The sequence below is a fragment of the Streptomyces yangpuensis genome (genome assembly GCF_001005295.1).
Lineage (GTDB): Bacteria > Actinomycetota > Actinomycetes > Streptomycetales > Streptomycetaceae > Streptomyces > Streptomyces yangpuensis.
The window spans coordinates 339,495-359,947 of the sequence record NZ_LBMK01000004.1 but is presented as its reverse complement, the minus strand read 5'-3'; the positions used below and the strand labels follow the sequence as shown (position 1 = coordinate 359,947).

Here is a 20,453-nt window from a genome sequence, read left to right as displayed (position 1 = left end):
AACTCGACGTGTCCGGCCGGTCACCCCGCGCTCCGGGGGCTGCCGCCGACGTCGAACTCGCACCACACCGCCTTGCCGTCGCCCCGGGACTCCACACCCCAGTGCGTGGCCAGGGCGTCCACCAGGAGCAGTCCGCGCCCGGTGGTGGCCGCCTCGCCCGGGCTGCGCCGGCGCGGCCACACGCTGGAGCGGTCCTTGACCCACAGCCGGATCCTGCGGACCGGCTCCGGGAGCACCTCCATGGTCAGCACCGCCCCGCCGTCGGTGTGCAGCAGGGCGTTGACCAGCAGCTCCCCCGCCGCCACCTCCACGTCGTCGGCGAGCTCCGGCACACCCCAGTCGCGCAGGGCCTGACGCAGCGCGTAGCGGGCGTCCGAGAGGCCCTCGGGGTCGGCCTGGTGGATGTACTGGTGGATGCGCGGCGCCCGGTGGGTGCCGGGGTCGGGGGCCCTGCGCAGCACCAGCAGCGCCACGTCGTCCCCGGAGCCCCAGCGCTCCCACAGCCGGTCCGAGAGGTGGTCGGCGAGCGCCCCGGCGTCCTGGGGGCCGCTGCGCACGGCGTGGGCGAGGGCGTCCATACCCGCGGTGATGGTCGTACCGGGCTCCTCCACGAGGCCGTCGGTGCACAGCACCAGCGTCTCGCCGGGAACCAGGTCGAGCTGGGTCTCGGGGAACTCCTCCTGCTCGAAGGCCGAGGCCAGCCCCAGCGGCAGGCCGCCACGCACGTTGGGCCAGCCCGTTCGCCCGTCCGTGTGGCGGATCAGCGGGCCGAGGTGGCCCGCGCGGACCGCGCGTACGCCGCCCGTCTCCAGGTCCACCTGCGCGTACATGCAGGTGGCGAACCGCTCGGTGTCCAGCTCGGCGAGGAAGCGCGAGGCCCGCGCCAGCACCGTGGACGGCGGGTGGCCCTCCCCCGCGTACGCCCGCAGCGCGATCCGCAGCTGGCCCATGATGGCCGCCGCGTGCGTGTCGTGGCCCTGTACGTCGCCCACGACGATGCCGACCCGGTTGCGGGGCAGCGCGATCACGTCGTACCAGTCCCCGCCGACCTCCCGCCCGCTCCAGGCGGCGTGGTAGCGGACCGCGATCTCCCCGCCGGAGATCTCCGGGATCCGGCGCGGCAGCATGGCCGCCTGCAGCCCGGTCGCGAACTCCCGCTCCTGGTCGAAGAGGAGTGCCCGCTGGAGCGACTGGGCCACGATGCCCGCGAGGCCCAGGCACAGGTTGCGCTCCTCGGGGCTGAACTCCTCGCGCCGGCGGTAGAAGAGGACCAGCCCGCCGATGGCCTTGGCCTGGGCGATCAGCGGCAGGTAGGCGGCGGCCTCGAAGCGGATGCGGCCCAGGTAGTCCGCGAGGAGCGGGAACTCGCCGCCGAGCTCGCCGAGCGAGGTGACGAAACGTGCCTGCCGGGTCAGCACCGCGTGCGAGAGCGGCAGCGACCCGTCCATCCGTGTGAACCGGCGCTCGCCGAGGATCTCCAGCGACTCCCCGCTGAGCGCGATGATCTTCATGGTGCCGCCCTCGACCAGCCCCAGGGCCAGGCCGTCCGCCCCGAGCCGCTCCAGCGCGCCCGCCCCGGTCAGCGCGGCCGTGACGTCGTCGACGGTCACCGCCCTCGACAGGGCCTCGGTGGTCCGCTGCACGATCGTCGTCTGCTGCGCACGGGCCGCCTCCAGCTTGCGCAGCAGCGTCGCGTGGGCGAGCTCCGCCGCCGCGTCCCGGACGATCCCGGCGATGTGCAGCGCCTGCCCCTCCGCGTCCCGCACCACCCGGCCCGTGGTGTGCGTCCACTGGTCACGGCCGTCGCGCCGGTGCACCGTGAAGTACGCGCCGAAGGTCTCGCCGCCCTCCTCCAGGACACCGGCGATGGTCTCGCGCAGCCGGGCCGCGTCCTCGGGCCGGACGCGCAGGGCGGCGCCCTCCGCGGTCCCGTCGTACTCCTCCGGCTCCACGTCGAAGACGGCCATGGCGGCCGCGTCCAGCGCCACCGTCCGCGAGCCCAGGTCCCACTCGAAGCTGCCCATGCCGTTCAGCGCGAGCCGCTCGCCGGCATCGGTCACGGGGATCCGCCGGCCCGGCCCGGGTCCGTCGCGCTCCGCCGCTGCCACCTTCCGCACCCCCTACCGGCCGGGCCAGTACGGCTGGGAGATCAGGCGCTCCCACTCCTCGTCGGGCTGGCCCGGCAGGGTGCGCCCGGCCTCCCGCCAGCGCTGGACGACGGAGAGGTAGATCGTGGGCTGGTCGGCGGCGGAGGCCGTCGCGTACGGGCCCGCGTACGGCCCGGGGTACTGGCCCGAGTGCTGCCCGGGGTACGGGCCCGGGTACTGGCCCGGATGTCCGCCCGGGTACTGGCCCGGGTGCGGGGACCGGTCGTGCCCGGCGGTCATGGCCGTGGCGGACTGTTCGCCACGGCTGGCGGGAATGCGTACCCAGCCGCGGCCCTGTGCTCGCTCCGCGCTCATCACGGACCCCTTCTCCCCGCGGATCTCACCGCAGGTACGTCTTCGGATGCCCCGGAGGCACCCCCGGACCCGGCCCGGAGGAAGCGGCCCGGCCGGGCCGGGCGCCCCCGGGGGAGCCCGGCCGCGGACCCCGGGCACCGAGGCGCTTGCGGACTCCTCTCACCAGTCTCCCCGCCGTGAAGCCCGCACCGTGCACGAATCGCATGGAAGGGCCGAATGAGGGAGCCGCCAGCAGCCCCGCGAAGAACAGCCCGGGCCACGAGGACTCGAAGCCGGGGCCCAGCTCCGGGGCCCTGCCGTTGCCGACGGTCGTCAGCGCGGCGCGCAGCCCCGCGTCCAGCAACTCCAGCCGGGCCAGGTCAGGGGCGAAGCCGGTGGCCGCGACGACGTGGGAGACGTCCAGGACCACCGATTCGCCCGCGTGCGTGGTCAGCCCGAGCCGCGTCCGCTCGCCCACCGCCACCGCCCGGTGCAAGCGGTGTCCGAGCAGCGCGGGCACGCGCCCCTCGAAGCGGTCCCGCAGCCACCAGGCGCCCGCCGGGCCCAGCGCGGTCGACGCGATCCGCTCCCGGGTGTGCGCGGGCAGCCGGCGCACCGCCCAGGGCAGCTCCGACCACACCCAGCTGCGCCAGCCCGTGCCGAGCCCGCTGTGCGGTTCGCGCAGGGCGCGCAGCGGGGGCCGGCTCAGCGGCTGCGGGACGGTGTTCCAGTTCAGCCGGGAGCGCCGGGCGACCAGGCACGGCCGGGCACCCTGCTCGGCCAGCAGGGCGGCGGTCTCCAGGGCCGCCTGCCCGGCCCCGAGCACGGCGACCTCACGGCCCGCGAAGCCGGACAGGTCCCGGTGGCCGCTGCTGTGCGAGTAGTGGGTGGGCGGGAGCTCCCGCAGCGCCTCGGGGTGGTGGACGAAGGGCATCACCCCGGCCGCGACGGCGACCGTACGGGCGAGCAGGGGCGGTCCCTCGGCGGTGCGGACGCGGAAGCCGTCGCCCTGCGGGGTCACCTCCGTGACGGTCACCTCCTCCACCTGCGGCCCGGCGTGCCGGGCGAACCACATCCCGTACGCGCTGAACGTGCCGATGGGCAGCGGAGTGCCGTGTTCCGCGACCGTTCCGAGGGAGGCGCAGTACTCGGCCAGGGTGTACCGCCCGTCCGGCGCGGAGAGGTTGGAGGACCAGGGCTCCGACTTCAGGTACATGCCCTCGGGCATGTGGTCGCGCCACGAGGCCATGGGCCTCCCCAGCAGCCGTACGCCGAGACCCGCGCCGGCCGCGTGGGCGGCGATCGACAGCCCGTACGGGCCCGCGCCGATCACCACCAGATCGTCGATCCGCGTCACGGCCGCTCCTCCGGCTCGATGGCCACCGGCCCGCTCCCGCCCGCCGGCCCATGCTCCGGCCCCCGCCCCGGCCCCGGCCCGGTCAACGCGTCACCAGTTCGTCCGGCTCGGCCGAGGCCTCCGGCGGAACGGGACGGGAGACCGCCCCCGCGGAGCCCACGCCGGGCTGCTCCCGCCCGCGCTGGCGGGGCGCGCGGACGACCGCGCGCGCCGTGCGGCGGCCCTGCGCCGGGACACCGCGCAGGACCCGTACCCCCTTGGCCGCGCCGCGTCCCAGGAACGCGGCGAGCATGGCCAGGAACGGCCGGACGTCATCCGCGGCGAACCAGGCCGCCTCGACCCGCGCCCGCTCCGCGGCCGGGCCCTGCTTCGGCGGCGCGGGGTCCGCCGCCGGCCGGCGACGCGGCAGGGACCGGCCCCGGACGGCGGCCAGCAGCGCGTAGTTCTCCGCGACGAAGACCCGGCCCGCGCCGCCCGAGGGCTGCGGGACCCGCTGGCCCGTCAGATCCAGGTACATCGCCTGGACCACGTCCAGTCCGGCGGCGTCCGTGAACAGCCTGAACTGCGCGCCCGGACGGGGGTTGAAGTCCACCAGCCGGAAGACCCCGTGCTCGTCCCGGCGGAAGTCAAGGTCCAGGATGCCCTGGTAGCCGAGGCGTTCGGCGAGCCGCAGCGCGGCCTCCTCCACCGCCGGATCCGGCAGCCAGCGGCCCACCGCCGTCAGCCCCGTGCGCACCGGCCAGGACAGCTCCTTGCGGCCCGATCCGGCGAGCAGCGGACGGCCGCCCCGGGTGAAGGCGCCGTGGAAGAACCAGTCGGTGTCCGGGCCGGCCGGCAGGAACCGCTGGAGCAGCAGCCGGCTCCCGGCCTCGGCGGAGCGCTCGTACAGCCGGAGCGCCTCGGCGGTCGTGTGCACGAGGGTGGTGCTGCGCAGTCCGTCCGCCCCGGCGGGCAGCAGCCAGGGCCGGCTCCACTTGGCGACCACCGGCAGGCCCAGCCGCCAGGCCGCCTCCGCCGCCTCGGCCCCGCTCGCCGGGACCACGGTCTCCGGATGCGGGACGTCCCACCGTGAACAGAGCCTGGACAACTCGGCCTTGTCGGCCACCCGGGCGGGCAGGTTGTCGGGCTGATGGGGGATCCGGAAACGGTCGCGGAGCGCCGGGGCGACCCGGGCCACGGCGATGGCGCTCAGGTCGTCCATGGCGATGAGCACGGCGGGGCGGCCGATCCGCTCCGACACCGCGGTCAGGCACTCCAGCAGGGCCTCGGGCGTCTCCGGGTCCAGTCCGCCGACGGGCCCGGGGTGCGCGGCGCACAGGTACCGCGAACGTCCCATGGGACCTCCCCCGGCCTCGACGACGGCATGGACCTCCACGCCCTTGCGGCCGAGGGATCTGACGGCGCCGAGGGTCCCGTGGTGGAACGGATTGCGGTCGAGTCTGAGCACAACGGCGGGCACATGGTTGGCGAACGCGTGCATGGCAACGGTGTCTTTCACCTAGTCGGACCAAGCGGGGGTGGTGTGGAGCTGCGAATGGCCTATGCGGCAGTCACCGAACAGGCAGTTCGTCAGATCTGATGCCTAACGTCTTCGACAAGCACACCGATTCGGGAAAGCTCGGGAGACGCCATGTCCAGACCACGCCGCCGACTGGCGAGCACCTGCGTCGGTACGGTCACGGCCGGACTGCTCGCCACCGGGGCCGCCCTCGCGGCGCCCGACGAGAACCGGACCGGGGACTCCGGGATCGCCATGGGCGCCTATCTCGACTACGGGCCCAACGGGGTGGCCCGCATCCGGTACCTCTCGCGCTGGCTGGGCGGCCGGGAGATCCGGGTCGGCCACACCTATCTTCCCGGCGACCAGTGGGCCGGCATCGAGGGCCGGGTCTCCTTCCTGGAGGACTGGGCGCGGTGGCGGCTGGCGGACGACGACCGGATGTTCGTCCTCAACGTGCCCATGCAGGAGCGCAACGAGGCGCGGGTGCCCGACCAGAAGGTGGCCCGGCTGATCCGGGCGGGCGCGCGCGGCGACCACGACGAGCACTTCCGCCGGCTCGCCGAGCGGCTGGTGTCGCTGGGGGTCCCCGACACCGTGATCGTGCTCGGCTGGGAGATGAACGGCGTCACCTACACCCACCGGTGCCGTCCCGACCCGGCGAACTGGAAGGTGTACTGGCGGCGCGTCGTCGACGTGATGCGCGCCGTGCCCGGCCAGAAGTTCAAGTTCGACTTCGCCCCGAGCAGGGGTACGGACGCGATCGGCTGGACGAAGTGCTACCCGGGCGACGACCACGTCGACATCATCGGGATGGACTCCTACGACCAGGCGCCCGGAGAGACCTTCGACGAGCAGATCTCCCAGCCGTACGGGCTCCAGAAGCACGTCGACTTCGCGCGGGCGCACCGCAAGGCGATCTCGTACCCGGAGTGGGGGCTGTTCCGGCGCGGGGACAACCCGGAGTACGTACGGCGCATGCTGCGGTGGATCGAGCAGCACAAGCCGCTCTACCACACCATCACCGACTACTGCCCGCACGGCGTGTGGCAGTGCAAGCAGAACCCCGAGTCCTCGAAGGTCTTCCGGGACGCGCTGACGCCGGAGGCGCCCGGCCCGGTGGTGCCCACCCCGGTCGTGCCGACGCCGGTCGTGCCCACACCCGTGGTGCCGACCCCCGTGGTGCCCACGCCGGTGGTGCCGACCCCGGCCGTGCCCACGCCCCAGTTCCCGACGCCCGCTGTCCCGACCCCGCAGATCCCGACGCCCGCTGTCCCGACCCCGCAGATCCCGACGCCCGCTGTCCCGACCCCGCTGGTCCCGACGCCCCAGGTCACCGAGCCCGCGCCCGAACCGAGCCCGGTCGCGCCGAGCCCGGAAGTGCCGACTCCGGTCGCACCGAGCCCGGTCGTGCCCAGCCCGGTCGTGCCCAGCCCCGAGGTGCCGACCCCGGTCGGCCCGACTCCGGCCGCTCCGAGTCCCGAGGTGCCGAAGCCCTCCCCCGCGGCGCCCTCGCCGGTGGCACCGGCGCCCGTCACGCCGAGCCCGGTCGTACCGAAGCCCGAGCCCACTCCCGCCGAGCCCCTGCCGCAGCCGCAGCCGCAGCCGCAGCAGCCGCCGCTCAACAGCAGGCAGTGGTGCGTACCGCTCAACTTCGGCGAGTGGCTGTCCGAGCTCGTCGGCAAGCAGTCGGTCTGCGTCACGATCGACCTGGGGAAGGACTTCGGCTTCTGGCCCTTCTAGACGGGTCATCGCACCCGCAGTTCGTTGAGCCGCGCCCGCCAGTCCCTGGCGGCCGGCAGCGCCTCCCGCAGCGCGCCCACCGCCCGCTCGCGCCCCGTCACCTGCGACTCGTGCAGCCGCAGCAGGGGCGCGAGCGCGCTCGGTGCCATCAGGAAACGCTGGTTGACGACCGTCTCGGGCCGCCAGTGGTTCTTGTACGGCTCGCTGCCCCGCAGGAAGCTCACCACCGGCCGGCCCTCCGCCAGCGCCCGCCCGGCCTCGTAGCGCAGCAGCAGCGTCGCCACGTCCACCTTGCGCGCCCGCAGGTCCGGGTCCGCCCCGTAGAGGTAGCCGCCGCTCAGTCCCGCGGACAGCAGCGTGACGTTGGCCGCCACCACCTTCCCGTCGAGCCGGAACTCCGTCAGCCGGCCCTCCCCCGCCCGCACCATCCGCCGGGTGGCCCGGGTGAGGTGCTCGGCGAAGCGGGGGCGCAGGTGCTCCGGGGTCACCCCGCGGCCGCGCCACTGCTTCTCGTGCAGGCGCAGCAGGTTCCGTACCGCGCGCGGCACTTCGTGCTCGGTGGCCTCGTGCTCCTCGATCCCGGCCGCGTCGGTCTTGCGCAGCTTGGCCCGCACCCGCTGGGCGCCGGAGGCCGGCATCCGCTTGACCAGTTCGTCGAACGGCAGGGTCGGCAGCTCCATGCACGTGGAGTCGGCGAGCCTGCGCCCGATCCCGGGCCAGTGCCGGAACAGCTCCTCGGCGGCGGCCCCGGGGCGCACCTCGCGCAGGTCGACCACCGCGCCGCGGGCGGCCCGGTGCAGGCCCCGGGCCAGCGCCGGCAGGACCTCGCCGGCGTGCTCCGCGGCCACGAGCACGTCGAAGTAGTCGGTGATCGGGCCGCCGAGCGGCACCAGCAGCGGGATCGGCCGGTGGACGAGCATCAGGGCGGCCGCGCCGACCAGTTCCCCGCCGCGCCGGACCAGGACGATCCGGAGCCGGCCGTCCTTCCCGTACGACAGCCACCAGGAGTGCAGCCAGGCGTGGCTCTGGAAGGGGGTGGCGGTGGGGCAGGCGCGGACGAGCCGGTTCCACTGCTCTTCCAGCGCGGCGAACTGCCGGGGGTCGCGGCACAGGGTCACCGACAGGGCCCCGGTGGAGCCCCGACTCATCGAACGGACTCCTTCTCCTTGGCCGACACCGGCTCGCCCTGGGCGGGGAGGGTGGCGTACTCCTCGGCCGGAGCCCCGGCCGCGCGCTCCACGACGGGCTCGGCCGCCGGACCGGCGGCGGACGCGACCGCACCCTCCTCGGGGCGCCGCGCGCGGCCGGGCCGGGCGAGCAGCCACAGGCCGCCCAGCAGCCCGCCCGCGCACATCCCCACGGCGCCGCTGATGGCGGCGGACGGGGAGGCGGGCTCGGTGGGAGCCACGGCCTGGTTGAAGAGGAGCAGCTGGACGCCGGTGTTCTTGGCGGCCTGGTTGCTGCTCAGCGACAGGGCGTCGGCGACCGCGTTCGCGATGTCGGCGGCCTCGGCGGGGCTCTGGGAGGTTCCGGTGATGGCGATCATCGGGGACTCGGGGGAGGTCTCGGCCCGCACCTGGGTCCGCAGCTCCCGCGCGGTGATGCCCGCGCGGGGCTGCGCGTAGGCGAGGGTGGAACTGCTGGTGGCGATACGGGCGTACGCCTGCGCGAAGCCGAGGGCGGTGGCGGGCTCGGTGGTGTCGTCGGGCACGGCGACGACATAGCTGGTGGCGGCGTACTCGGGGGCCTTGAGCACCCCGTACGCCCCGCCGGCGGCCAGCCCCAGCACGGCGCAGGCCGGCAGCGGCCACCACACGGGGGGCCGGGTGAGGCGCCGCCTGGCCCTCTTCCCGGAGCGGCGGTCGGCCCTCGTCTCGGGCTTCTGCCCGGGCGTCTCGGACTTCTTCTCGGCGGTGTCGGCCATGGTCGTGCTCGCTTCCTGGAGAGGGTGGTTCCTTCGGGTCCCGGCGGGACCCCTTCGGGGGTGGGGGTCAGCCGCGGGCGCCCGGCGTCCGCCGGGGGGAGCCGGGCCCTGGCACCCTCGGCCCCGCCGGCGATCGCGGATCCGGGCATGGGCCCGGGCCCGGATCCGCGGCGGGTTCCGGTGCCTGCGGGTCCTGCGCGACGCCCCGGGCCGGGACCGGCGTCCCGGCCGCGCCGGGCGACGCGGCCGAGAGGGCGAGGTCGTACACGTCCAGCAGCCGCCGCGCGCTGTGGGCGATGTCGTAGCGGCGCACGACCGGCGGCGGGGGCAGCCGGCGGGCGCCCGCCTCCATGTGGCCGCGCAGCGCCGCGACGAGTTCCTCGGTGCCGGTGCCGATGCGGCGGGNGGGGGGCCCCCCGCCTCCATGTGGCCGCGCAGCGCCGCGACGAGTTCCTCGGTGCCGGTGCCGATGCGGCGGGCGCCGGGGGCCTCGGCGGCGGGCAGGTCGTCGATGGCCGGGCAGGTCACGTGCAGGACGGGGAGTCCGGCGGCCAGGGCCTCCACGACCGCGAGCCCGAAGGCCTCCTCCCGCGACGGCGAGACGAAGACGTCCATGGCGGCCAGCAGGGCCGGGATGCCGGGGGTGCGGCCGTCCGCGCTGTCGCCCAGCGGGTCCCGCTCCCCCAGCAGGTGGATCCGGCTCTGCGCGCCGAGCTCGGCGGCCAGCCGGCGCAGCCCCGCCCGTTCGGGACCGTCCCCGGCCAGCAGCAGGTGCGCGCCCGGCAGCGCGGCCACGGCCCGCACCAGGACGTCGAACCGCTTGCCCGGGACCAGCCGGCCGACCCCGCCGACCACGAAGGCCCGCTCGGGCAGCCCGGTGCGGGCCCGGGTGGCCCGGCGCACGCCCTCGTCGAAACGGAAGCGGGCGGCCTCGATCCCGTTGGGTACGACGTGGACCCGCGCGGCCGGCACCCCCCATCCCTCCAGCCGGGCGGCGACAATGTCCGAGACGGCCACGGTCGCCGCGCCCAGGCGTTCACTGGCCAGGTACAGCGCACGCACCCCGCCCGAGAGCGGCCGGCCCTCGATCTCGCCCTCGCCGAGGGAGTGCTCGGTGGCGACGGTCGCCCCGGTGCCCGCGAGCCGGGCCGCGAGGCGTCCGTACACGCAGGCCCGGTACAGGTGGGTGTGCACGAGGTCGTACCGGCCGCGGCGGATGAACTTCACGAGCCGGGGCAGGGCTCCCAGGTCCCGGTTGCCGCGCATCCCCAGGTGCACGACCCGTACCCCGTCGGCGCGCAGCCCCTCGGCCACCGGGCCGGGGTTGGTCAGGGTCAGCACGTCGCACTGCATGGGCATGTGCCGCAGCAGCAGACGCAGTTGCTGCTCGGCGCCGCCGACGCCGAGGCCGGTGATGACGTGCAGCGCCTTGACCGACTCGATCGGCTTCACCAGTGCACCGCCCGCCGCAGTTCCCGGACCCGGTGGCGCAGGTGCTTGACCCGCAGCCGGGTGCCGCCGTCGGCCTGGCTGACGTGCGTGCGCGGCAGGGCGTGCGGGCCGGCGAGCCGCCCGGGGTCGATGGCGCAGGCGTAGTCGTATCCGGCGGCCCGCGTCGCGTCGACGACCCGGGCGTCGAGGTGCCCGTACGGGTAGCAGAATCCTTCGGGCAGGGCTCCGGTCAGTTCGCGCAACAGGTCACGGCTGCCCCGCAGTTCCTGCAGGAGCACGTCGTCGGAGGCCGCGGTGAGGTCCTGGTGGAGCAGGCCGTGCGAGCCGATCTCCTGCCCGGCGGCGGCGACCTCGCGGATGCCCTCGGCGGTCAGCAGGGACTTGCGCGGCCCCAGCGGGTCCCAGACGTTGTCGACGCCGAGCCGTCCGGGCAGCACGAAGAGGGTGGCGGTGCAGCCGTGGCGCCGGAGCAGCGGCAGCGCGTGGGTCAGGAAATCGGTGTAGCCGTCGTCGAAGGTCAGTCCGACCAGACCGGTTCCGGCGCCGGCCGCCCGGGCCCGCAGCAGTTCGCCGACCGACACCCCGCGCAGGCCCCGGGAGCGCAGCCACAGCAGCTGGGCCTCCAGGGCGAGGGGGGTGACGGTGATCCCGTACGGGTCCTCGGCGGGGTCGGTGAACTCGGCGACCGAGTGGTACATCAGGACCCACGGCGATGCGGTCCGGCGGGCGGGGACCACCGCGGCGGCGGCCGTGTCGGTGTCAGCGGGCATTGCGGAACCTCTGCGTGAGCTGGGAGATCTGACCGGGCAGGGCGGTGACTTCGAGGGCGCGTATGGCCATGGCGGTGGCGCCGAACATGGCGGGGACCAGCAGGCAGCCGAGGCCGGCGCTGAGCAGCGGATCGGGGATCATCGGCCCGGCGATCCAGCCGGTGGCGCAGGCGGCGGCGGCGGCCACCGCGAGCCGTCCGATGCTGACGGAGACCCGGCGGACGTGGATGGCGATGATCCGCGGGCCGAGGCCGGTGAGCAGCAGCACGGCGGCGGTGGAGATGCCGGCGGCGTTGGCTGCGGCGATCCCGTAGGTGCCCCACCAGCGGACGGCGAAGGCTCCGGCCACGATGTTGACGAGCAGTCCGGCACCCATCGCGAACGCCGGGAACCAGGTGGGCCGGGCGGTCGAGAAGAAGGGCCGGGACAGTGCCCCGACGAGGCAGTGGCCGAGCAGTCCGAGTCCGTAGACCCGCATGACGGCGGCGGTGGCGAGGGTGTCCTCGTGGGCGAAGGCGCCGCGTTCGAAGAGGACCTGGATGATCTGGGGGGCGTAGCCGATGACGAGCGCGGTGCCCATCAGGACGGCGAGCGAGGCCAGCGCCAGGTCCCGCTCCACCCGTCGGCGGGCCTTCTCGCGTTCGCCGCCCGCCATGGCCTGGGCGACGACGGGGAAGGTGACGGTGCAGATCATCAGCGACAGCACCATCGGCATCTGCGCGACCTTCTGCGCGTAGTTGAGGTGGGAGATCGCCCCGGACGGCAGCGGGGCGGCCAGGAACCGCTCGACGAGGACCTGCGACTGGCGGAAGACGGCGAAGAGGATGACGGGGGCGATGACCCCGAAGGCGATGAGGGTCGGGCGGTCGCGGTCGCGCTGGCTGCGCGGGGCGGCGGACCGTCTGGCCCGGGGCGGGCCGAAGCCGACGTGGCGGACGAAGGAGGGGAGCTGGACGAGCGCCATCAGCAGCCCGCCGACGGCGACGCCCGCGGCGGCCGCCCGCACGCCCCACAGGGTGTGCAGGGTCACCATCGTGGCGATGATGCCGATGTTGTACGAGACGTAGATCGCGGCGGGCGGTACGAACGAGCGGTGCGCGCGCAGCGCGGCGCTGAAGTAGCCGGCGACACCGAAGGAGAGCACGGTCAGCGCGGTCAGGCGGGTGCACTCGACGGCCAGGCGGGGGTCGGGCAGGCCCGGCGCGAGCACGGCGACGACGGCCGGCGCGGCGACGACGAGGACGGAGGCGACGACGGCCAGGAACACCAGGAGCCGCGGCAGGGTCGCCCCGACCAGCAGCCGTACGGGGTCCTGGGCGCGGGCCTCCCGCCGGGTCAGCCCGGCGCGGCCGGCGGCCCGCCGGGCCAGGGCGTGGCTGAAGGCGGGCACCATCAGCAGCGCCATGGCGTCCTCGATCAGCAGCGTCGAGGCCATCTCGGGGACGGTCCAGGCGATGAGGAAGGCGTCGCTGTCGTGCCCGGCGCCGAAGAGGTGCGCGATGGTCTGGTCGCGTACCAGCCCGAACAGGGACCCGGCGGCGGTCAGCCCGGCGGTGACGGCGGCGGCCTTGGCGAGGAACCGCCCGAGGGGGGCGCCTGCGGTGGGCTCGGCGGCGGACACCTCGGCCTCTACCCGGCGGCGGCCGCGCCCGAACCGGCTCCCGCCTCCGGTGGGAGCGGCCGGTGCGGCGGACCCGCCCGGAGCGGCGGACGCGCCCTCGCACCGCACACCGCCGGCGGCGGGCGCGGCGGCGGGGCCGCTCGCGGCACGCGCCGCGACGCGCACACCGCAGCCCGCCGGGGCCCCGCCCGGATAGCCCGCGGCTCCGAACGACGGTTGCCGCACGGCGGAGTCGCCGCCCGGCAGGCCCCCGGCGACGAAGCCCGGGTCCGCCGGGAGCGGCGCCGCAGCCGGCTCGCCGCCGGGCGCCCCGTCCGCGGCCGCGTGCGGCCCGTACCCGGCAGTGGGCGGGACACGGGTGTGGCCCGCTCCGGCCGGAGGGCCGGAGGCGGGCCGCCAGGGCGTGGTGTCCGTCACCGGCCGCTCGAACTCTCGGGGACCGGGCCCCGTACCCCGGTGCCGCCCCGGACGCCCGCCGGGGAGGGGAGGGCCCACCAGGCCGCCAGACCGATGATCACGCCGGTCAGGACGGTGGACGGGCCGCCGATGTCCGCGTAGAGGAAGTCGGTCAGCTGCCACACGAGCAGCCCGGTCGCGATCAGCCCGCAGTCCCGCATCCGCGCGCCCGCGCCGGTGGCGAGCCGCCGCAGTCCCGCGACCAGCAGGGCCGCCCAGCCGCCCGCCAGCGCGATCAGCCCGATCAGGCCCTGCTCGCTGAGGATCAGCAGGTACATGTTGTGCGGGGAGAGCAGCGGCTGGCGGATGTACGCCTGGCCCGCGCCGGCGGTGTCGCTGCCGGAGGAGAGCCCGAGCGAGGCGTGGCCGTCGCGGTGGGCGGGGAAGCCCTTGAGGCCGACGCCCGCGGCCGGCCGCTCGCGCCACATCGACTCGGCGGCGGCCCACATCGTGTAACGGTCGGTCACCGACTGGTCGGGGGCGCTGGAGACCTGGGTGATGGAGGTCAGCCGTTCGGCGACCATCTCCGAGCCGACGCCGAGCCCGCCGACGAGGACCACCCCGGCGGCGGCCAGTGCGGCGAGCACGGTGAGGGCCCGCCGGATCCCGGCCAGCGCCATCACCAGCAGCGCCGCGCCGAGGGTGGCGATCCAGGCGCCGCGGCTGAAGGACAGCACCAGCGGCAGGACCAGCACCAGTGCGCAGCCCGCGGCGATCCGCCGCAGCCGGGAGGGCAGTCCGGGGGCGAGGGCGGCGGCGGTCGCGACGACCAGCCCGTAGGCGACGACGGTGGCCATGCCCATGACGTCGCCGGGGCCGAAGGTGCCCACGGCCCTGATGTCCTCGCCCTGGTAGGAGGCGCCGGTGTGGGTCGCGTACTGCACGACCCCCACCGCGCCCTGCACCAGTGCCAGCACCACGAAGCAGCCGGCCGCGAGCCGGAACTCCCGGGCGCCCTGCACCAGCAGCACCACGGCCGCCGGGACCAGCACGAAGACCTGCAGGTAGCGGACGAAGCCCGGGAGGGCGGCGTACGGATCCCCCGCGGTCACCGTCGCGACGGCGAGACCGACAGCCGGCGCCCCGAGGAGGAGGGCCCCGAGCGGGGTCAGTGCCCGCACCCGGCCGCGCAGCGCCTGGACGGCGCAGACGAGGACCAGCAGCAGCGAGGCGGCGTCGGCCGGGCCGACCTTGCCGGAGGCGGTCGCGTCACCGGCCGGGAGCGGGGCGAGCAGGAACAGCACGGTCGCGGCGAGCGGCAGCAGCGGCCAGTCCCGGCGCAGCAGGCCCGGTACGTCCGGCCGGGCCCGGAGGCCGGGGGCGGCGAGGCTCATCAGCTGCCCCCCAGCCGGAAGCGGAAGAAGGAGGCGGCGGTGCGGGCGAGGATCCACAGGTCCTGCCACAGCGACCAGGTGTCGATGTAGTGGTTGTCGAAGCGGGCCCGGTCCTCGATGGAGGTGTCCCCGCGCAGGCCGTTGATCTGGGCGAGGCCGGTGATGCCGACGGGCATCCGGTGGCGGGCCTCGTAGCCGGGGTGGACGGTGGAGAACTTGGCGACGAAGAAAGGCCGTTCGGGGCGGGGGCCGACCAGGCTCATGTCGCCGCGCACGACGTTCCACAGCTGCGGCAGCTCGTCGAGGGAGGACTTGCGCAGGAACGAGCCCACCGGGCTCATCCGGCGGTCGCCCGCGACCGTCCAGCGGGTGGCGGACTCGTGCGCGTCGGCGCGCAGCGTCCGGAACTTCAGCAGGGTGAAGGGGCGCCCGTACAGGCCGACGCGCTCCTGCCGGAAGATCACCCCGGGCCCGTCCCAGAGGCGTACGGCGGCCGCGCAGAGCAGCATCACCGGTGCGGCGGCGACCAGGGCGACCAGGGCGAGCGCGGAGTCGATGATCCGCTTGGCCCAGCGCTCCAGGGGGCGGGCCGGGCGGGGCAGGAGCGGCTGCACGGCGTACCCCCACAGCTGGTCGGCGGGGTGGGCCAGCCGCATGCCGGTGACCTTGGCGGTGCCTGCCGGGTCCGCGAGCCACAGCCGGCAGCCGTGGTCGTGGAAGAGCCGGACCAGGGAGGCAGTGCGCTCGTCGGCCTCGGGCGGGCGGGTGAACACGGCGTGGCGGACGGTGTTCTGGATGACCGCGCGCCGGATGTCCTCGTGGGTGGAGAGGAGCGGGAGGGGGCCGGTGTCCCCGTCGGCGGGGGCAGCGGTGTCGGCGAGCCCGACCGGGCGCAGGCCGAACTCGGGGCGGCCGTGCAGGGCCGCGGCGACCGCGCTCGCCCCGGCGCCGGGTCCGACCACGAGGGCGGAGGCGGGCCGTCGCACGGCCGCGCGGCGGTGCAGCTGGTTGGCGACGCCGCGGCCCGCGCAGACCAGTACGGCCTGCAGGCACACGGCGGTCAGCAGCATGCTCCAGCCCATGGCGCGGGCCGGGTCGAGGGCCGCGGCCACGGCGGCCGCCGCGCACCACAGGACGGCGGAACGCCCCAGCACCGCGGGCAGTTCGAGGAGGGCGGAGGGGGCGAGCCGCGGCCGGTAGAGGCCCGCCTGCGCGTGCAGGGCGACGAGCAGGGCGGGCAGTACGGCGACGGCCGGCGCGGTCGGCAGCACCTGGCCGGGCAGGGTGGCCGCGGTGAGTACGGCGGCCAGCGCGTCGGTGGTGAGCAGCGGGAGCAGCCGGCTGCTGCGGCGCAGGCGCTGCGGGCGTACGGCGGACCGGGCGAGGTCCGCCCTGGGCCCGCGCGGCGGGTGGATGGCGGTCGCGGAACGGCGGGTGGCCGGGTGGGGCGCGGGCGCGAAGGCGCTGCCGCCGGGCCCTGTGCCGCCCTGCCCGGTGTGCCGGGCGGGTGCGCTGTCCATCGTCATCGGCTGATGCGCTCCTGGTTCAAGGGCCGGGGCCTGCCCAGCAGTTCGTGGTACAGGCTGGTGACCGCGTCCGTGGTCCGCCGCACGTCGAAGTCGGTCCGGGCGTGCTGCCGGGCCTGCTCCCCGAGTTCGGCGAGGAGCCGCGGCTCGGCGAGCAGCCGTCCCAGGGCCTCGGCCAGTGCCGTCGGGTCCTCCGGCGGTACCAGGCACAGGCGTCCCTGGCCGGACGGCAGGCTCTCCCGGGCGCCGCTGACGTCGGAGACCAGGACCGGTCGGCCACAGGCCATGGCTTCGAGCGGGGCGAGCGCCATGCCTTCCCACCGCGACGGCAGTACAACGAGATCGGCGGCCCGAAGCCACGGTCGGATGTCGGCGGCCGCGCCCGCGAAGTGCACCCGGGCCGGGGCGGTGCGGCGCAGCCGTTCGACGTCGGGGCCGTCGCCGACGAGGGCCAGGCGGGCCGCTGGGACGGCCGCGAGCACCTCCGGCCAGGCCCGCAGCAGGATGTCCTGGCCCTTCTGGGTGCAGATCCGGCCGACGCAGACGGCGAGCGGGCCGTCTGCCGGGAAGCCGGGCGGCAGCGGCAGCGCCGCCCTGGATTCGGCCCGGTCCTGGGCGGGGTCCGGTGCGCCGGGCCGGAAGTGGTCGAGGTCCACCCCGTTGCGGATCACCGTCCAGCGGGCGGTGATGCCCTCGGACTCCCCCGCGCGGCGTTCGGCCTCGCTGACGCAGAGCACCCGGTCGGCCCAGCGGGCCGCGTACCGCTCCCAGCGCAGGGCGAGGGCGGCGGTGGTGCCGCCGACGGCGTCGAAGGACCAGGCGTGGGGCTGGAAGACGGTGGGCGGTGTGCCGCGTGCGGCGAGCCGCCCGGCCAGTCCGGCCTTGGCGCTGTGGGCGTGCAGGAGGTCGGGCCGGATGCGGCGCAACAGCCCGCGGGCGCCCGCCAGGTGAACACCTCGGCGCCGGCCGAGCGGGCCGCGTCGCCGAGCGTGCCGCCGGGCGGGCAGCCGACGACGGCGCGGATGCCCTGTGCGGTCTGGGCGCGGACGAGGTCGGTGACGACCCTGGCCACACCGCCGTCGACGGGCTGTACGAGGTGGAGGACGGTCGTGGGCTGTGCCGCCCGGGAGTGCGTGGGCACGGGGAGTGGTCTCCTGCGTTCAGCGGCGCGCATCTGTCTGAACGAAGAGCACACCGAGGAAATGACCCTGACTTTCGCCCGTGAACCTGAAGTCCAGTCTGCGGGCGCCACCGGACAGGGCGGGACTCAGGTCGAACACGTCCGCGTCATATCCGAGATTATTCATATGATCCGGCTGTCGCACGAAAGAGGGGCCGCCGAATTCCGTGATCGTGGAATTCATGACGTCGTTGAACGGGTTTTCCCCGTCACTGAGGCTCACCCGGCGCCCGCTGTCGGCGGTCACGGTGAGTGAGTCACCGAGGATGCCCCGGTCCCCGTCGTACGCGACCACCCCGACCCGGCCCGCCGAGCCCGCCGGAGCGTCCAGGCCCTCGATCGCGACCGTTCCGTCACCGGCCCGGGCCGCGAGCGACTCGAAGCCGTCCCACAGCGAGATCCGGCGCAGCGGCTCCTGCGGGTGCTCGTAGGCGACGACGAGGGACCAGCCGCCCCAGGCGCCGACCTCGGAGTGGCCCATGGCGATGTTCAGCTGCGAGACCGTCCACATCCCGGCGCCGCCCTTGCGCACCAGCGGGGTCACATCCGCCGAGGCCTGGTAGGCGTCGCTGCCCCCGTCCGTGCGGTGGCCGATCACCGTGTCGGCGAGGACCTCCTTGTACGCCCCGCCCGGCTCGGCGACCAGCACCCGGCCGTTGTCCTCCGGCGGCTTCTGCTCGCCCACCCGCAGGTTCCCGCCCCAGTAGAGCCGGGCGTACGAGACCTTCGCGCCCTGGGGGACCTTGAGCTCGGCCCGGGTGGAGTTGTAGGTGTCCGGGTCCTTGTCGACCTCGCTGTAGAACATCTCGAACTCGCCGTTGACCCCGGCCGCCCCCCGCTTGACCTCGGCGCACGGCTCCGCCTGCGGGGACTCCTCCTTGCGGCAGCTGATGCCGGAGTTGGAGGCGCGGACCAGGCCGCCGTGCTGCACAGCCTGGTAACGCTGGGTGAACGGGATCCGGGGCAGCTCCTTGGGTGCGGGCGGGGCGGCGGCCGCCGCGGGAGCGTTCACGGAAAGTGCGAGGCAGGACAGCAGGCCGAGCGCGCCGAGGATTCTGCCGGAGGAACCCATGACCCTGTCTCCATTTTCGATCAAGGGGACAAAACAGGAGTGCACTTTGTCAGAAATCGGGCTGGAAATCACGCCGGACTCGCTTGTACGGCCTTTTGGGCGATAGCACGCACCCTCACAACGGGCGGGTCGTTATGAGGTGCACCATTGTTCGAACAGATAAGGAAATACGCAGATGAAGAAGAGGCTGGTGCGCGGCACCACCGTCGCCGCCGCGGGCGTCGCCGTGCTCCTGGGCGGCGCGGGCCTCGCCTCCGCGCACGGTGGCGGCGCCACGGCCGAAGGTCTCGCCGCCGGCTCCCCCGGCGTGGCGAGCGGCAACCTGGGCCAGATCCCCGTCCACGTCCCCGTGAACGTCTGCGCCCTGACCGTGAACGTGGTCGGCGCGCTGAACCCCGCGTTCGGCAACACCTGCGTGAACGCCTGAGCGTCAATCACACCGCACGAAACGGCTGCATCCGAGTGAAGCCACGCAACCCGCACCGGGTCGCAGCCGTTGATCCGGGTGCTCCACTACCGGGCAATCCTGCAAAAAAGGGACGACAATGATCAAGAAGATGATGGCCTCGGCCGCGGTTGCCGCCTCGGTCGTGGGCATGGGTGCCGCGATGGCCCCGCAGGCGATGGCCGTCGGCAACGACAACGGCATCAACACCGTCAACGGCAACAACTCCGCCCAGATCTACGGCAACCAGGCCACCTACGGCAACATGAGCCCGCAGATGGCGCTCATCCAGGGCTCCTTCAACAAGCCCTGCATCGCGCTCCCCGCGAAGGCCAACGTCCAGTCCGTGCTGGCCCTTGTCAACGTCGGCGTCCAGGACATCCCGGTCCTGTCCAGCCCGCAGAACCAGCAGTGCACCGAGAACTCCACCCAGGCCAAGGGCGACGAGGCTCTCTCGCACATCCTCAGCAACATCCCGATCCTCTCCGGCAACGCCTCCGCCGGAAGCTGACCGCACCCCGCGCCCGCGAGGCCGTCGCACCTTCGGGTCGCGGCGGCCTCGCCGCATGTCGGGCGTATCCGCGGCACCCCGGAATTGTCGTCGCACATCACCGCGCCGAACCGCCCTCCCGAATTCCGGCGGGGGCATCGGAGTGAATTGCCGGGCGCTCACCGAAAAAGCCCGGTTTCTTTTCACCGGGCCACTCGTTGTTAATTCTGCAGCGGATACGCCTCTGCGGGAAGGATCGAAAAGAAATGACGTACAAGAAGGCAGTGGTGCTGGCCGCCGGCGCGCTGATGGCAGCCGGTGCCGCCTCCCCCGCCATGGCCGACTCGGTGGCCGGCGGCACGGCCGTGGGCTCCCCCGGTGTCCTCTCCGGCAACGTCGCCCAGGTCCCGGTCCACATCCCGGTCAACGTCTGCGGCAACAGCGTCAACATCGTCGGGCTGCTGAACCCCGCGTTCGGCAACACCTGCGTCAACGCCTGACGCTGCGCGTGCGCCCGCGAGGGCAGACCTCCTCGGGGCGGCCCCGGAGTGCACGGCGGTGCACTCCGGGGCCGCCTCCGATACAGCACCGGCGACCGTGCCGGTAGACAGGGAAGGACCCATGCGACAGGTACTGAGCCGACAGGTACTGGGCAAGGGGATGCTCACGGCGGCAGCCGCGTCGAGCCTGCTGTCGATCGCGACCGGTGCGGCCTACGCGCACAACGGCGCGACGGCCGAGGCCTCGCACTCACCCGGCGTGCTGGCCGGCAACAGCGTCTCGGTACCGATCACCTTCGCGCCGAACGTGTGCGGCAACAGCGTGGACGGCGGTGCGGCGCTCAACCCCGCGATGGGCAACACCTGCGCCACCGGCGCCGGCGCGCACACCGGTGAGGGCCACGACTACGGGCGCTACCTGAGCCCCGAGCACGCCCAGGCCTTCGAGCGCTACCTCGACGAGCGCCCGGGCCGCCACGCGGTGCCCGAGCAGCGCCAGGAGGCGCGCCGCCACGAGGTGCCGCGGCAGGAGGTGTCCCGGCCGGAGGCCCCCCGGAAGGAGGGCCCCCGCCACGCGAAGCCGCGCCACGAGGAGCCCCGCCACGACGGGCCCCGCCACGAGGGCGGCTACGGCGGGCCCCGCG

18 protein-coding genes are annotated in these 20,453 nt (G+C 74.9%); 5 read left to right on the top strand and 13 right to left on the bottom strand.

Features of this window, described 5'->3' with window-relative positions; all coding sequences use genetic code 11:
- Positions 1–20: 20 nt before the first annotated feature.
- The 4 genes from AAT21_RS23070 to AAT21_RS23055 all read right to left on the bottom strand — a co-directional run bounded on the left by AAT21_RS23070 (position 21) and on the right by AAT21_RS23055 (position 5,278).
- Complete coding sequence (locus tag AAT21_RS23070) at positions 21–2,024, bottom strand: SpoIIE family protein phosphatase (protein ID WP_079025918.1); 2,004 nt, start codon at positions 2,022–2,024, stop codon at positions 21–23.
- A gap of 96 nt (positions 2,025–2,120) precedes the next feature.
- Complete coding sequence (locus tag AAT21_RS23065) at positions 2,121–2,462, bottom strand: hypothetical protein (protein ID WP_046778838.1); 342 nt, start codon at positions 2,460–2,462, stop codon at positions 2,121–2,123.
- Between the two features lie 25 nt (positions 2,463–2,487).
- Positions 2,488–3,789 (bottom strand): NAD(P)-binding domain-containing protein, encoded by a 1,302-nt coding sequence (locus AAT21_RS23060; protein WP_046779035.1) that lies wholly within the window; start codon positions 3,787–3,789, stop codon positions 2,488–2,490.
- A gap of 91 nt (positions 3,790–3,880) precedes the next feature.
- Positions 3,881–5,278: a carboxylate--amine ligase gene (locus AAT21_RS23055; RefSeq protein ID WP_046778837.1), complete on the bottom strand. Its 1,398-nt coding sequence runs from the start codon at positions 5,276–5,278 to the stop codon at positions 3,881–3,883.
- Positions 5,279–5,428: 150 nt separating this feature from the next.
- On the opposite strand from AAT21_RS23055, the gene AAT21_RS23050 reads away from it, so the two are divergent.
- A complete protein-coding gene (locus AAT21_RS23050) occupies positions 5,429–7,039 on the top strand; it encodes a glycoside hydrolase family 26 protein (RefSeq protein WP_046778836.1) in 1,611 nt (536 codons plus the stop codon).
- 5 nt (positions 7,040–7,044) lie between these two features.
- Here AAT21_RS23050 and AAT21_RS23045 read toward each other — a convergent pair whose 3' ends face one another.
- From AAT21_RS23045 to AAT21_RS23005, 9 genes are all read right to left on the bottom strand, one after another.
- Positions 7,045–8,187: a GNAT family N-acetyltransferase gene (locus AAT21_RS23045; protein ID WP_046778835.1), complete on the bottom strand. Its 1,143-nt coding sequence runs from the start codon at positions 8,185–8,187 to the stop codon at positions 7,045–7,047.
- A complete protein-coding gene (locus AAT21_RS36040) occupies positions 8,184–8,963 on the bottom strand; it encodes a YveK family protein (protein WP_046778834.1) in 780 nt (259 codons plus the stop codon). Before AAT21_RS36040 ends, AAT21_RS23045 begins: the two co-directional genes overlap by 4 nt.
- Positions 8,964–9,369: 406 nt before the next feature.
- Positions 9,370–10,406: glycosyltransferase (locus AAT21_RS36035; protein ID WP_235439183.1), on the bottom strand; the 1,037-nt coding region annotated here is incomplete at its 3' end.
- 5 nt (positions 10,407–10,411) lie between these two features.
- The gene (locus AAT21_RS23030) at positions 10,412–11,185 is read right to left on the bottom strand and encodes a polysaccharide deacetylase family protein (RefSeq protein ID WP_046778833.1); all 774 of its coding nucleotides are present in this window, start codon (positions 11,183–11,185) and stop codon (positions 10,412–10,414) included.
- On the bottom strand, positions 11,175–13,223 hold the full coding sequence (murJ, locus tag AAT21_RS23025; RefSeq protein WP_235439116.1) for a murein biosynthesis integral membrane protein MurJ: 2,049 nt from the start codon (positions 13,221–13,223) through the stop codon (positions 11,175–11,177). Before murJ ends, AAT21_RS23030 begins: the two co-directional genes overlap by 11 nt.
- Complete coding sequence (locus AAT21_RS23020; protein WP_046778832.1) at positions 13,220–14,596, bottom strand: O-antigen ligase family protein; 1,377 nt, start codon at positions 14,594–14,596, stop codon at positions 13,220–13,222. Before AAT21_RS23020 ends, murJ begins: the two co-directional genes overlap by 4 nt.
- Positions 14,596–16,122: an exopolysaccharide biosynthesis polyprenyl glycosylphosphotransferase gene (locus AAT21_RS23015; RefSeq protein WP_412180333.1), complete on the bottom strand. Its 1,527-nt coding sequence runs from the start codon at positions 16,120–16,122 to the stop codon at positions 14,596–14,598. Before AAT21_RS23015 ends, AAT21_RS23020 begins: the two co-directional genes overlap by 1 nt.
- The gene (locus AAT21_RS23010; RefSeq protein WP_235439180.1) at positions 16,119–17,129 is read right to left on the bottom strand and encodes a glycosyltransferase; all 1,011 of its coding nucleotides are present in this window, start codon (positions 17,127–17,129) and stop codon (positions 16,119–16,121) included. The genes AAT21_RS23015 and AAT21_RS23010 overlap by 4 nt, the downstream gene beginning before the upstream one ends.
- 153 nt (positions 17,130–17,282) lie before the next feature.
- Positions 17,283–18,446 carry a DUF3344 domain-containing protein gene (locus tag AAT21_RS23005; protein WP_107081361.1) on the bottom strand — a complete coding sequence of 388 codons (1,164 nt, stop codon included), beginning with the start codon at positions 18,444–18,446 and terminating at the stop codon, positions 17,283–17,285.
- Positions 18,447–18,549: 103 nt separating this feature from the next.
- On the opposite strand from AAT21_RS23005, the gene AAT21_RS23000 reads away from it, so the two are divergent.
- From AAT21_RS23000 to AAT21_RS36030, 4 genes are all read left to right on the top strand, one after another.
- The gene (locus tag AAT21_RS23000) at positions 18,550–18,801 is read left to right on the top strand and encodes a chaplin (protein ID WP_079025897.1); all 252 of its coding nucleotides are present in this window, start codon (positions 18,550–18,552) and stop codon (positions 18,799–18,801) included.
- Positions 18,802–18,919: 118 nt separating this feature from the next.
- Positions 18,920–19,330, top strand: a complete 411-nt coding sequence (locus tag AAT21_RS22995) for a rodlin (RefSeq protein WP_030767099.1) — start codon at positions 18,920–18,922, stop codon at positions 19,328–19,330.
- Positions 19,331–19,575: 245 nt separating this feature from the next.
- A complete protein-coding gene (locus AAT21_RS22990) occupies positions 19,576–19,809 on the top strand; it encodes a chaplin (protein ID WP_079025896.1) in 234 nt (77 codons plus the stop codon).
- A 121-nt stretch (positions 19,810–19,930) separates the two neighbouring features.
- On the top strand, positions 19,931–20,453 hold a 523-nt coding region (locus AAT21_RS36030), incomplete at its 3' end, for a chaplin (RefSeq protein ID WP_157879775.1).

Excerpts from the sequence above, each read along its gene's own strand:
- AAT21_RS23000 (WP_079025897.1), top strand. The coding sequence starts at position 18,550 with ATGAAGAAGAGGCTGGTGCGCGGCACCACCGTCGCCGCCGCGGGCGTC.
- AAT21_RS23065 (WP_046778838.1), bottom strand. The coding sequence starts at position 2,462 with ATGAGCGCGGAGCGAGCACAGGGCCGCGGCTGGGTACGCATTCCCGCC.
- AAT21_RS36040 (WP_046778834.1), bottom strand. The coding sequence starts at position 8,963 with ATGGCCGACACCGCCGAGAAGAAGTCCGAGACGCCCGGGCAGAAGCCC.
- AAT21_RS22995 (WP_030767099.1), top strand. The coding sequence starts at position 18,920 with ATGATCAAGAAGATGATGGCCTCGGCCGCGGTTGCCGCCTCGGTCGTG.
- AAT21_RS23070 (WP_079025918.1), bottom strand. The coding sequence starts at position 2,024 with ATGGGCAGCTTCGAGTGGGACCTGGGCTCGCGGACGGTGGCGCTGGAC.
- AAT21_RS23045 (WP_046778835.1), bottom strand. The coding sequence starts at position 8,187 with ATGAGTCGGGGCTCCACCGGGGCCCTGTCGGTGACCCTGTGCCGCGAC.
- AAT21_RS22990 (WP_079025896.1), top strand. The coding sequence starts at position 19,576 with ATGACGTACAAGAAGGCAGTGGTGCTGGCCGCCGGCGCGCTGATGGCA.
- AAT21_RS23015 (WP_412180333.1), bottom strand. The coding sequence starts at position 16,122 with ATGACGATGGACAGCGCACCCGCCCGGCACACCGGGCAGGGCGGCACA.
- AAT21_RS23050 (WP_046778836.1), top strand. The coding sequence starts at position 5,429 with ATGTCCAGACCACGCCGCCGACTGGCGAGCACCTGCGTCGGTACGGTC.
- AAT21_RS23030 (WP_046778833.1), bottom strand. The coding sequence starts at position 11,185 with ATGCCCGCTGACACCGACACGGCCGCCGCCGCGGTGGTCCCCGCCCGC.
- AAT21_RS23055 (WP_046778837.1), bottom strand. The coding sequence starts at position 5,278 with ATGCACGCGTTCGCCAACCATGTGCCCGCCGTTGTGCTCAGACTCGAC.
- AAT21_RS23020 (WP_046778832.1), bottom strand. The coding sequence starts at position 14,596 with ATGAGCCTCGCCGCCCCCGGCCTCCGGGCCCGGCCGGACGTACCGGGC.